The organism is Halorhodospira sp. M38 (assembly GCF_022227985.1).
Lineage (GTDB): Bacteria > Pseudomonadota > Gammaproteobacteria > Nitrococcales > Halorhodospiraceae > Halorhodospira > Halorhodospira halophila_A.
Genome location: NZ_JAJNQP010000009.1, coordinates 20,038 through 32,288, shown reverse-complemented (window position 1 = coordinate 32,288; position 12,251 = coordinate 20,038). Strand labels below are relative to the sequence as shown.

The window sequence follows — 12,251 nt, the reverse complement described above, 5'->3', positions numbered from 1 at the left end:
ACTTAGTGGTAGCCAGCGCCGACCTTGCCGCGGAAGACCCAGTAGGTCCATGCGGTGTAGCCGACGATCACCGGCAGCAGGAACAGGATGCCGAGCAACAGGAAGAGCTGCGCTTCCGGCGCCGATGCGGCGTCACGGAAGGTGATCTCCGGCGGGACCATGTACGGCCAATTGCTGGTCACCAGGCCCAGGTAGATGGTCACGAACAGCCCCAGCCCGGCGGAAAAGGGCAGCATCTCGCGGCGCTGACGAATGCCGTGCCAGCAAAGCCCCATCGCCACCAGGCCCAGCAGCGGCAGCGGCCACAGGACGGTCCACGCCTCCTGCCAGCGCTCCAGGACGCGCTCCGAGGTCAGCGGGGTCCAGGCCGAGATCCCCAGCAGGCAGAGGAAGAGCAGCACCAGCAGCCATGGCGCTACCCGATAGAGCCACTGCTGCGTGGCGCCCTCGGTCTTAAGGATGCCCCATGCCGCCCCGAGCAGGGCGTAGCCCACTACCAACGACAAGGCGGTGAAGACGGTGAACGGCGTCAACCAGTCGAAGGGACCGCCGACGTAGGTGAAGCCGTCCACCTCGAAGCCCTGGATGTAGGTCCCGACCACGAAGCCCTGGGCCGCAGCGGCGACGATGGAACCGCCGGCGAAGGCGATATTCCAGAACCAGCGCGTGCTCGTGGATTTGAAGCGGAACTCGAAGGCCACGCCGCGGAAGATCAGCCCGGCGAGCATCAAGAACACGCCCAGGTAGAGCGCCGGCAGATAGATGGTATAGACCGCCGGGAAGGCGGCCAGCAAGCCGGCGCCGCCGAGGATCAGCCACGTCTCGTTGCCGTCCCAGACCGGAGCCACGGTGTTCATCAGCTCATCGCGCATCTGCTCGCTGGGTGTGATCGGGTAGAGGATGCCGATGCCCAGGTCGAAGCCGTCGAGCAGGACGTACATGAACACCGCAAGGCCGATGATCCCCATCCAGATAATGGTGATGTCGATTAGATCCATGTTGCTACCTCACCTCGAGCTGGTGGAGAAATCCGGGTCGTCGTCGAACGGGATATCCGCCGCCGAGAAGGGGCGCTTGGCGTGAGCCGGCTCCTCCACGGACCCGACCCCTTCCGGGCCGCTGCGGACGATGCGCGTGATGTAGTAAAGGCCGGCGGTGAAGATGACGGCATAGACGACCACGTAGCCGACCAACGTCAACAGCGCCATCCACCCGGTCAGCGACGGCGTTACGCCCTCGGCCAAGGTCATCTGACCGTAGATCAGCCAGGGCTGACGGCCGATCTCGGTGACGAACCACCCCGTAAGCACGGCGACAAAGGGCAGCGGGATCATCAGTTGCAGGGTACGCAGGAAGGGTCGGCTCTCGAAGAGCCGGCCGCGCATGCGAAGCCAGGCGCCCCACAGGACCACGAGCAGCATCAGCACACCGATACCCACCATGACCCGGAACGACCAGAAGACCGTCCCCACCGGGGGGCGCTCCTCGGCACTGACCTCCTTGAGCCCCGGCACCTCGCCGTCCCACTGGTGGGTGAGGATGAAGCTGGCCAGGTTCGGGATCCCCACCGCCAGGTGGTTGGTCTCGGCGGTGGAGTCGGGGATCGCGAAGAGATAGAGCGGCGCGCCCTGCTGCGTCTCCCAGGCGCCTTCCATGGCGGCGACCTTGGTGGGCTGATGCTCGAAGGAGTTCAACCCGTGCAGGTCGCCCATGAAGACTTGTGCCGGGGCCACCAGCAGGAGCAGCCACAGCGTCATGCTCAGCGCCTTGCGGTTCATCTCCACGGCGCGTTTGCGCAGCAGGAAGTAGGCGCTGACGCCGGCGACCACGAAGCCGCCGGTCAGCAGGGAGGCCAGGGCCACGTGCCCGAAGCGGTACCAAAGCGACGGGTTGAAGATGGCCTCGATCCAGGAGGTGACGTGGACAATGCCATCCCGGAACTCGAAGCCCTGCGGGGTGTGCATCCAGGAGTTCGCCGAGAGGATCCAGAACGAGGAGATGAATGTACCGATAGCCACCATGCAGGCCGCGAACAGGTGCGTCCCCCGCGGGACCCGATCCCGGCCGAAGAGCAGGATGCCGAGGAACACGGCCTCGAGGAAGAAGGCGGTCAGCACCTCGTAGGAGAGGATCGGCCCGAGGAAGTTGGCCGTGGCAAAGGAGAACTCGCTCCAGTTGGTGCCGAACTGGAAGGACATGACCACGCCGGAGACCACGCCCATGCCGAAGACCACGGCAAAGATCTTGATCCAGAACTCGGACAGCCGTCGGTAGACCGGGCTGTCGGTGCGATACCACAGCGCCTCGAGGACGGCGATGTAGGCCGCGAGGCCGATGGTGAACACCGGGAACAGGGCGTGGAACGAAACCACGAAGGCGAATTGCATCCGCGATAAGAGCAGCGGGTCGAGGGCTTCCATCGTTGCGGCACCTCCTGCCTGACAGCTGTATCCGACACCGCCGCGCGGTGCCGGCAGCGCCGATTGGGCGCTTGAATCAACGGAACCTTAACTAAAAGATTTCTAAATAACCACCCGTCCTTGGGCCGATGCAGCGGCGCCGGTCGGCCCTCAATGCGCCTGCTCCCAATCATCGCCAACACCGACCTCGACTTCCAAGGGCACGGACAGCATGCCGCCATCGGCCGCCGTCATCAGCCGGCGCACCTCGTCGCCGATGGTCGTCTCCTGCCCAGCCGGCACCTCCAGCACCAGCTCGTCGTGCACCTGCATGACCAGCCGGGCCTCGGGGAAGCGTTCGGCGAGCAGGGCATCGACATCGATCATGGCCCGCTTGATGACGTCCGCGGCGGTGCCCTGCATGGGAGCGTTGATAGCGGTGCGCTCGGCGTACTCGCGGCGCTGTCGGTTCCGGCTGTGAATCTCAGGCACGTGCAGGCGGCGACCGAAGACGGTCTCGACGAAGCCCTGCTCGCGCGCCTGCTCACGGGCGCGGTCCATGAAGGTGCGCACCCCCGGGTAACGCTCGAAATAGCGGTCGATGTAGGTCTGCGCCTCATCGCGGGGGATGCCCAGCTGACGGCCCAGCCCCCAAGCGGACATACCGTAGATCAGCCCGAAGTTGATCGCCTTGGCGGCGCGGCGCTGCTCGTCGTTGGCCTCGGCGGTGGCGAAGACCTCGGCAGCGGTGGCCCGGTGGATGTCCTCGCCCTGCTCGAAGGCCCCCCGCAGCCCGGTATCGGCGGAGAGGTGGGCCATGATGCGCAACTCCACCTGGGAGTAGTCGGCGGTGATCAGCCGGTGCCCCGGGCTGGCCACAAAGGCCTTGCGGATGCGCCGCCCCTCGGGCGTGCGCACGGGGATGTTCTGCAGATTGGGGTCCGAGGAGGAGAGCCGCCCGGTGGCGGCCACGGCCTGGTGGTAAGAGGTGTGCACCCGGCCGGTCTGCGGGTGGATGAGCTGGGGGAGCTTGTCGGTGTAGGTGGACTTGAGCTTGGACAGCCCGCGGTGTTCGAGGATCAGCCGCGGCAGCTCATGGCCCTGCAAGCTCAGCTCCTCGAGCACCGATTCCGCGGTGGACGGCTGCCCCTTGGGCGTGCGCTGGATCACCGGCAGCCCCATGCGCTCGAAGAAGATCTCCTGGATCTGCTTCGGCGAGCCGAGGTTGAAGGCCTCGCCGGCCTCCTCGTGGGCACGCTGCTCCACCTCGGCCATGCGCGCGGCCAGCTCCTCGCTCTGGCGCTCGAGCAGCCCGCGGTCAACGCGCACGCCGTGGCGTTCCATGCGCGAGAGCACCGGCAGCAGGGGCATCTCCAGCTCGCTGAACACGCTGAGCAGACCCGTTTCCGCCTGCAGGCGGGGATAGAGCAGCCGGTGCAGACGCAGGGCGATGTCGGCGTCCTCGGCGGCGTAGTGGCCGGCGCGCTCGACGTCGATCTCGGCAAACGGCACCTGCCGGGCCCCTTTGCCGCAGAGCTGTTCGTAGCTGGTGACCTCAACACCCAGGTACTTGCTGGCCAGCGAGTCCATGTCGTGGCGGGTGGCGGTGGAGTCGAGGACGTACGACTCGAGCATGCTGTCGTAGGCCACACCGCGCAGCTCGATGCTGTAGCGTGCCAGGACGCTCATGTCGTACTTAAGGTTCTGACCGATCTTCCGCGGCTCTTCGGCCTCGAGCAGGGGCCGCAGGGCCTCCAGGACCCGTTGGCGGTCGAGCTGCTCGGGGGCGCCGGGGCCACAGTGGGCGACGGGCAGGTAGGCGGCCTGACCCGGCTCGACGGCCACCGAGACACCGACGATCGCCGCGTCCATGTAGTTCAGGCTGTCCGTCTCCAGGTCGAGGGAGAAGGCCTCGGCCCCGCGCAGGCACTCGAGCCAGGCGTTGAGACCGTCCTCGTCGAGGATGATCTGGTAGTCCGTCTCCGGGGCGTCCGGGGGGAGGCTGGCGCCATTGCCATCGGCCGCGGCGGCGGCATCGCCGGCCTTCAGCTCGGCGAGGAAGCGGCGCATCCCGTAACGCTGGTAAAGCGCGGCAAGGGTCTCGCGATCCGGGGGGCGTCGCGTCAGGTCCTCGGGGGCGACGTCGAGGTTCAGGTCACAGCGGATGGTGGCCAGATCCACGGACAGGGGCAGCGTCTCCAGGTGGGCGCGCAGGCTTTCCCCGACCTTGCCGCGGATCTCGTCGGCGTTCTCGCGCAGCGCCTGCAAGTTGCCGTAGGCGTTGAGCCACTTGGCCGCTGTCTTCGGTCCGACCTTGGGGACGCCGGGGATGTTGTCGGAGGTATCGCCGACCAGGGCGAGGTAGTCGCGGATCGCCTCCGGCGGCACGCCGAACTTTTCGCGCACACCCTGCGGATCGAGCCGGGTACCACTCATGGTGTTGAGCAGAGTGACGCGCTCATCCACCAGTTGCGCCATGTCCTTGTCGGTGGTGGAGATGATCACCGGCCCCGGGGCCCGAGCGGCCAGGGTGCCGATGACATCATCCGCCTCCACCCCGTCGACCTCGAGCACCGGCACGCCGAGCGCGGCAATGATCTGCTTGAGCGGCTCGCGCTGGGCGCGCAGCTCGTCGGGCATGGGCGGACGGTGCGCCTTGTACTGCTCGAAAAGCTCGTCGCGGAAGGTCCGCCCCGGGGCATCGAAGACCACGGCGAAGCGCGCCTCGGGCTCGTCGGCAAGCAGCTTGTGGAGCATGTTGACCACGCCGTAGAGCGCCCCGGTGGGCTCGCCGTCGGCGTTGGTCAGCGCCGGCAGGGCGTGGAAGGCGCGGTAGAGGTAGGAGGAACCGTCCACCAGGACCAGGCGGTCGTCCGGTTGTGTCATGCAATCGCTCTCTGTGACTGTTGGCAGACTACGCGGCTATGATAAACGTTGCAGTCCCGGAGACGATCAACAGCCCAGCCACGGAGCCTTATGGACCCCAAGAACCCCTTCGCGCACCAGGAGCGGATCCCGCTCAACGGCGCCACGCTGACCCGCGAGTCCTGGAAGATCTTCCAGATCATGGCCGAGTTCGTGGAGGGCTTCGAGCGGCTTTCGTCGATCAAGCCCTCGGTGAGCATCTTCGGCTCGGCCCGCGTCGCCCCGGACCACCCTTACTACCAGTTGGCCGAGCGCGTTGCCCGCGAGGTCTCCGACGCCGGCTTTTCGGTGGTCAGCGGCGGTGGCGGGGGCATCATGGAGGCGGCCAATAAGGGCGCCCAGGCCGGCAAGTCGCCGAGTGTGGGGCTCAACATCCAGCTGCCCAAGGAACAAGAGGCCAACGCCTACCAGGACATCGCCCTGCACTTCCGGCACTTCTTCTCGCGCAAGGTGATGTTCGTCAAGTACGCCTCGGCCTACGTGGTGTTGCCCGGCGGGTTCGGGACGCTGGACGAGCTGGCCGAGATCCTGACCCTGGTGCAGACCGGGAAGACGCCGCGCATCCCCATCATCCTGGTGCACAGCCCCTTCTGGGAGAAGCTGGTGGAGTGGTTCCAGGAGCGACTGGTGGCCGAGGAGGCCATCGACGCCGAGGACATGCACCTGTTCAAGGTCGTGGATACACCGGAGGAGGTGGTCACGGCCATCTTCGACCACTACGAAGACCGCGGCTTCCAGCCCTCCCGCGAGGAGCGGGAGATTCTGCTCGATCTCTAGAGGAAGGGTGGCCATGAGCAGCAGTCGGGGTGCGCGGGGTGCCGGGGGGCTGGTCCTGGCGGGGATGCTGGTGGCCGCCACCGCCGGCGGCTTCGAGGCCGATGAACGGATCACGGTGACCCCGCCTCCCCCACCCGAGGGGCTGATCCGCGACGAACCGGATCTCGAGCCGACGGTGACCATCGTCGAGCGCGACTGGGCGGTCATCGAGGAGTACCGCATCGCGGGGCAGATTTACGCGGTACGCATCCAACCGGCGGTCGGCCCACCTTACCTGCTCTACGACACCACCGGAGACGGCGTACTTGACGGCAGCGGCGGTGAGCACGACCCGCTCGAGCCACCGCGCACGCCGCTGTGGCGGCTGTTCAGCTGGTAGCCGGCTCCAGGCCGGCCCGGTCGGCGATCAACCACTTGGTGCCGGCCTCGTCGAAACGGACCTGCAGGCGGGCATTCGGGCCACTGCCCTCGCACTGGAGCAGGATGCCGTCGCCAAAGCGCGGGTGACGCACCCGGCTGCCCAAGCTCAACCCCGCCGGCGGTTCGTCCCCCGGGAGCGAGGGCCCGCTTGGGGCGGTGGCCGGCGGCGGCCCCCGGCGCACCGACATGCGCGGGCGCACCTCCTCCAGACCCTCTCCGGGCAGCTCAGTGAGAAAGCGCGACGGCCGGGCCAGCTGGTCAACCCCGTGCAGGCGACGCTTCTCGGCGTGGGTCAGGATCAACCGCTGGCGGGCCCGGGTCATGCCCACATAGCACAGCCGGCGCTCCTCCTCAAGCCGGCCGGGCTCCTCGACGGACATGCGGTGCGGGAACAGCCCTTCCTCCAGGCCCACCAGGAAGACCACGGGGAACTCCAGCCCCTTGGCCGAGTGCAGGGTCATCAGCTGCACGGAGTGCTCCCAGTCGTCGGCCTGCCCCTCGCCCGCCTCCAGGGCGGCGTGGCTCAGGAAGGCCGCCAGCGGGTCCTGGTCCTCCTCTTGGTCATCGCGCTGGGCGAAGGTGCGCGCCGCGGTCACCAGCTCGTCGAGGTTCTCCAGGCGGGCCTCGTCGCGTTCGTGGTAGCGGCGCAGCTCGGCGCGAGTGATGGCCTGCTCCACCTGCTCGTGCACCGGCCGGTGGGCGAGTTCCTGATCCAGGGTATCGATGAACGCCAGGAACTCGGACAGGGCGTTGCGCGCCCGGGCCGCCAGGGCCCGCCCGCCCGCCAGCTCGCGGGCGGCGCGCCACATCGAGACATCGCCCTCCCGGGCGGCATAGCGGACAGCGTCGACGGTCTTGGCACCGATGCCCCGGGGTGGGGTGTTCACCACACGCTCGAAGCTGGCGTCATCGTGGCGATTGGCCACCAGACGCAGATAGGCCAGGGCGTCCTTGACCTCAGCGCGCTCGAAAAAGCGCAACCCACCGTAGACGCGAAACGGCAGACGAGCGGCGTGCAGCTCGTGCTCCAGGGCGCGGGACTGGGCGTTGGAGCGGTAGAGGATGGCGAAGTCGGCGTGGCCGTGACCGCCCTCTTCGATAAGCTGGCGGATCCGGTCCACCACCCAACGCGCCTCGTCGATCTCGTTGAAGGCGGCGTACAGGGTGATGGGCTCGCCGCTGCCCCCGTCGGTCCACAACTGCTTGCCGAGCCGGCCGGCATTGTGCTCGATCAGGCGGTTGGCCGCGTCCAGAATGGTGCCGGTGGAGCGGTAGTTCTGCTCCAGGCGCACGACCCGAACATCCCCCATCTCGCGCCGGAAGTGCTCGATGTTTTCCACCCGCGCGCCCCGCCAGCCGTAGATGGACTGGTCGTCATCGCCGACGACGAACAGCTCGGCCCGGGCGCCGGCGAGCAGCTTCAGCCACCGGTATTGCAGGGCGTTGGTGTCCTGGAACTCATCGACGAGGATATGCTCGAAACGACGTTGGTAGTGACCGAGCAGTTCGGGGTCGTCGCGCAACAGTTCGTAGGCGCGCAGTAGCAGCTCGGAGAAGTCCACCAACCCGCCCCGCCGGCACGCTTGCTCGTAGTCGTGATAGATCGCCAGCAGCTCTTGCTGATAGTCGCCGGCGGCCTCGGTCACGTCGGCGGGACGCTCGCCCTCCTCCTTGCGGCCGCTGATAAAGCCCCGCACCTGGCGGGGCGGAAAACGGGAGTCGTCGGTGCCGCGGGCGCGCAGGACCCGTTTGACCACCCGTAGCTGATCGTCGGCGTCGAGGATCTGGAAGCCCTCGGGCAACCCCGCACGCTGGGTGTGCTGGCGCAGCAGCCGGTGAGCGATGCCGTGAAAGGTGCCCACCCACATGCCGGCGGTGGCGATACCCAGCAGCTCGCCGATGCGGCCGCGCATCTCGCCGGCGGCCTTGTTGGTGAACGTGACCGCCAGGATCGAGAACGGCGAGGCGCCCTCGGCCTGCACGAGGTAGGCGGCGCGCCGGGTGAGCACGCGTGTCTTGCCGCTGCCGGCGCCGGCGAGCACCAGGGCTCGTCCCGGGGGCAGGCAGACGGCCTCGCGCTGGGCGTCATTGAGGTCTGTGGTCAGGCCATCGATCGGCATATCAGGCAGCAGGCAGGGTCTCGGTAGGATCCTGAAGGACAGGGGCGGTGCACATGCGTTCGACCAGCTCCCGGAAAGTGGGTTCTCGGGCGGTCCCGGCCCGCCAGTAGAGAGCCAGGTCGCGGCTGGGTACAGGCTCAGCGAATGGCCGGAGGCTAATGGCGCCGCGGTCCGGCCCGTGGCGGGAGGCGCCCGCCGCCAGGGCCGGCAGCAGGGTGACCCCGACCCCGGCGGCCACCATCTGGCGCAGGGTCTCGAGGCTGGTGGCACGGAAAGCCGCCGCCTCACCGACGTCGTTGCGCCGGCACAGCTCCAGGGCCTGTTCGCGCAGGCAGTGCCCCTCCTCCAGGAGCATCAGCTCGGTCTGCTGCAGATCGCTGGTGTGGACCGGTTCCGGATGGTCCAGCGCGTGGCCACGGGGAACGGCTAGGTAGAACGGCTCGTGACACAGTGGCGCCGAGACCAGGTCGTCACCGCCGATCGGCGATGCAAGGATGGCACCGTCGAGGCTGCCGGCACGCAGCTGATCGAGCAGCCGCTGCGTCAGGTCCTCGCGCAGGTGCAGGCGCAGGCGGGGAAAGGTCTGCGCCAGATCCGGGATGACGTGGGGCAGCAGGTACGGTCCGACGGTGGGGATCACCCCCAGGCGGACATCACCGGTCATCGGCTCGGCCTGGGCACGGGCCACCTCGACCATGTCGTCGACGGCGCTGAGGATCCCGCGGGCCCGCTCCGCCAGCCGCTCACCCAGCGGCGTGAGCAGCACCCGCCGGCGATTGCGCTCGACCAGCTGGACTTCCAGGTACTCCTCGAGCTTCTTGAGCTGCGTGGAGAGCGTCGGCTGGCTGACGTAGCAGGCACGCGCCGCTCGCCCAAAATGCCGGTGCTCGGCCACGGCGACCAGATAGCGGAGGTCGCGCAGGTTCATACAACGGGTCCTGTCATTCGACGGTGACCGACTTGGCCAGGTTGCGCGGCTTGTCCACGTCGGTGCCCCGCAGGACCGCCACGTGGTAGGCGAGCAACTGCAGCGGGACAGTGTGGATCACCGGCGAGATGGCCTCTGGGCCGGCAGGCACTGGGAGGACGTGGAAACCACGCGCGGAGCGCAGGGCGGCGGCGTCGTCGGCGAAGACGAACAGACGCCCGCCACGGGCGCGAACCTCCTGGAGGTTCGAGTGCAGTTTGTCGAGCAGGTCGTCCCGAGGGGCGACCGCCACCACGGGCATGCCGTCGTCGACCAGGGCCAGGGGGCCGTGCTTGAGTTCGCCGGCGGGGTACGCCTCGGCGTGGATATAGGAGATCTCCTTAAGCTTGAGCGAGCCCTCCAGCGCCACCGGGTAGTGGGCGCCACGGCCCAGGAAGAGGGCGTGGGCACGGTCGACGAACTGCTCGGCCAGCTCGGCCACCTGGGGCTCGATGGCCACGGCGCGCTCCAGGGCGCCGGGCAGCTGCACCGCGGCCCGGACCAGCTCCTGCTCGGCCTGCGGGCGGCCGCGGCGGCGGGCAAAGGCGCCGACCAGCAGCAACAGGGCGGTCAGCTGGGTGGTGAAGGCCTTGGTCGAGGCGACGCCGATCTCGGGCCCGGCCCGGGTCAGCAGGGTCAGGTCGGCCTCGCGCACCAGCGAGCTCTCGGGGACGTTGCAGATGGCCATCACCCCGCCGTAACCCAGCCGGCGCGACTCGCGCAGCGCGGCGAGTACGTCGGCGGTCTCGCCGGACTGAGAGATCACCACCACCAACGTGCCCGGCGGGACGGCGTGGGCCCGATATCGGAATTCGCTGGCCACCTCGACATCGCAGGGCAGCCCAGCGTAGGTCTCGGCCCAGAACCGGGCGATCAGCCCGGCGTGGTACGAGGTGCCGCAGGCGACGATCTGCAGACGCTCGGCCTGGTCGAGGAGCTGTTCGGCGCCGGGGCCGAACGCCGCCTCGAGGACGCGGCCGTCCGCGTGGCGGCCTTCCAGGGTCTCGGCCACCGCCGCCGGCTGCTCGTGGATCTCCTTGAGCATGAAGTGACGGTAGCCGCCCCGCTCCACCGACTCGGCACTGAGCTCGGAGGTGCGCACCGGTCGCTCGGCCGGTCGCCCCTCGGCGTCGTAGATGGTGACACCGTCCCGCGAGAGGTCGGCGAGATCGCCGTCCTCGAGGAAGATGAACTGACGGGTTACCGGCAGCAGCGCCGCCACGTCCGAGGCGACGAAGTGCTCGCCGATACCCACACCAATCACCAGGGGGCTACCGCGCCGGCAGGCGATCATCCGTCCCGGCTCGCGGGCGGAGACCACAGCGAAGGCGTAGGCGCCCTCGAGCTCCGGCAGCCCGCCCCGTACCGCCTCGAGCAGATCGACGCCGCCGCGGGTGTGGCGGTCGGCGAAAAGGGTGACCGCGACCTCGGTATCGGTCTCCGACTGAAACTCGTAACCAGCGGCGAGCAGCTGTTCGCGCAGCCGCTCGTGATTCTCGATGATGCCGTTGTGGACCAGGGCCACCTCGCCGGCGGCGGTGTGCGGGTGGGCGTTGATGTCGTTGGGGACCCCGTGGGTGGCCCAGCGCGTGTGGGCGATGCCGGTGCCGCCGGCCGGCAGCCGGGGCTCGAGTGCGCTGGCCAGGTCATCGACCCGGCCGGCGACCCGGGTCCGCGACAGACGGCCGTCGGGATCGATAACAGCCATTCCGGCGGAGTCGTACCCCCGGTACTCCAGACGCCTCAGGCCTTCCAGCAGGACCGGGGCCACGTCTCGCTGCGCGCAGGCACCGACGATTCCGCACATATCAGCGAATCCAGATGCCCTGCTCGTTGGGCACGAGCAGCACCGAACAGGGGCAATTGCGGCAGACCTGCTGCGCCGTGCTGCCCAGGGCGAGGTCACGCCCGGGGCCGTCACCGCGCTTGCCCACCACGACCATGCTGCTGCGCTCCTTCTCGGCGACGTTGCGGATCACCCGCGACGGGGTCCCGGTCTCCAGCCGGGTCGTGACCTCGATGCCCCGCGCCTCGGCCTGCTCGGCAAAGTGCTGCAGGCGCTCCTGGCCCTCGGTCCGGGTGTCCTCGTCGGTGACGTGCAGCACGGTGAGCGCACCGGTATGCTCGCCGATATCCAGCGCCAGGGACTGGGCCGCGGCAGCCTTTTTGGAGAAGTCGGTGGCCAGCATGGGCCGCTGGAACGTCTCGCCGTGGCCGAAGGTATTCGGGTCCGGGGCGATGCGCTCCATGAGCACCGGCAGCGCGGTCTGCCGGGCGAGTTCGAGGACCGTAGAGCCGTGATAGAACTCGCGCAGCAGCCCCTCGCCGCGCGAGCCGAGCAGGATCAGCTGCGCGCCGTAGCCGCGGCCGATCTTGGCGAGCTCCGGGGCGGGGAAGCCGATCGGCTGCTGGATGTCGACCTGGTAGCCGGCCGCCTGGAGGTCCGACTGCTTCTGGGCCAGACGCCGACGGGCCTCGGCGCGATGGCTCTCGCTGAGATCGTCCGGGTCATCGATGCGCAGGACATCGACCAGCGTAAACTGCTTCGCCCCGAACTTGTGCAGCTCACCGATGGCATCGAGCAGGGGCTGGTAGGGGGACTCGAAGTGCACCGCAACGACTGTGTGGTCGAACATGCTCGCT

The 12,251-nt window shown here is 68.5% G+C and carries 9 protein-coding genes; 2 read left to right on the top strand and 7 right to left on the bottom strand.

Annotated elements, in window-relative coordinates:
* Positions 1-2: 2 nt before the first annotated feature.
* The 3 genes from LRA98_RS07260 to polA form a co-directional block, all read right to left on the bottom strand.
* The gene (locus LRA98_RS07260; RefSeq protein ID WP_238633383.1) at positions 3-998 is read right to left on the bottom strand and encodes a cytochrome d ubiquinol oxidase subunit II; all 996 of its coding nucleotides are present in this window, start codon (positions 996-998) and stop codon (positions 3-5) included.
* Positions 999-1,007: 9 nt separating this feature from the next.
* Positions 1,008-2,420 carry a cytochrome ubiquinol oxidase subunit I gene (locus tag LRA98_RS07255; protein ID WP_238633382.1) on the bottom strand — a complete coding sequence of 471 codons (1,413 nt, stop codon included), beginning with the start codon at positions 2,418-2,420 and terminating at the stop codon, positions 1,008-1,010.
* A gap of 150 nt (positions 2,421-2,570) precedes the next feature.
* Positions 2,571-5,285: a DNA polymerase I gene (gene polA / locus LRA98_RS07250; protein WP_238633381.1), complete on the bottom strand. Its 2,715-nt coding sequence runs from the start codon at positions 5,283-5,285 to the stop codon at positions 2,571-2,573.
* A 90-nt stretch (positions 5,286-5,375) separates the two neighbouring features.
* Between polA and LRA98_RS07245 the strand changes: the two genes are divergently transcribed.
* Both LRA98_RS07245 and LRA98_RS07240 read left to right on the top strand, forming a co-directional pair.
* Positions 5,376-6,101, top strand: coding sequence for a TIGR00730 family Rossman fold protein (locus LRA98_RS07245; RefSeq protein WP_201170269.1), 726 nt, complete (start codon positions 5,376-5,378; stop codon positions 6,099-6,101).
* Positions 6,102-6,114: 13 nt separating this feature from the next.
* A complete protein-coding gene (locus LRA98_RS07240; RefSeq protein WP_238633380.1) occupies positions 6,115-6,480 on the top strand; it encodes a DUF2782 domain-containing protein in 366 nt (121 codons plus the stop codon).
* On the opposite strand, the gene uvrD is transcribed toward LRA98_RS07240, so the two are convergent.
* Genes uvrD through LRA98_RS07220 form a run of 4 tightly spaced genes read right to left on the bottom strand, consistent with a single transcriptional unit; the run spans position 6,470 to position 12,244 of the window.
* The gene (gene uvrD, locus LRA98_RS07235; protein WP_238633379.1) at positions 6,470-8,641 is read right to left on the bottom strand and encodes a DNA helicase II; all 2,172 of its coding nucleotides are present in this window, start codon (positions 8,639-8,641) and stop codon (positions 6,470-6,472) included. The genes LRA98_RS07240 and uvrD overlap by 11 nt on opposite strands.
* Position 8,642: 1 nt before the next feature.
* Positions 8,643-9,569, bottom strand: coding sequence for a LysR substrate-binding domain-containing protein (locus LRA98_RS07230; protein ID WP_201170264.1), 927 nt, complete (start codon positions 9,567-9,569; stop codon positions 8,643-8,645).
* 13 nt (positions 9,570-9,582) lie between these two features.
* Positions 9,583-11,415 (bottom strand): glutamine--fructose-6-phosphate transaminase (isomerizing), encoded by a 1,833-nt coding sequence (glmS, locus tag LRA98_RS07225; RefSeq protein ID WP_238633378.1) that lies wholly within the window; start codon positions 11,413-11,415, stop codon positions 9,583-9,585.
* A 1-nt stretch (position 11,416) separates the two neighbouring features.
* Complete coding sequence (locus tag LRA98_RS07220; protein WP_238633377.1) at positions 11,417-12,244, bottom strand: universal stress protein; 828 nt, start codon at positions 12,242-12,244, stop codon at positions 11,417-11,419.
* Between the last annotated feature and the right edge of the window lie 7 nt (positions 12,245-12,251).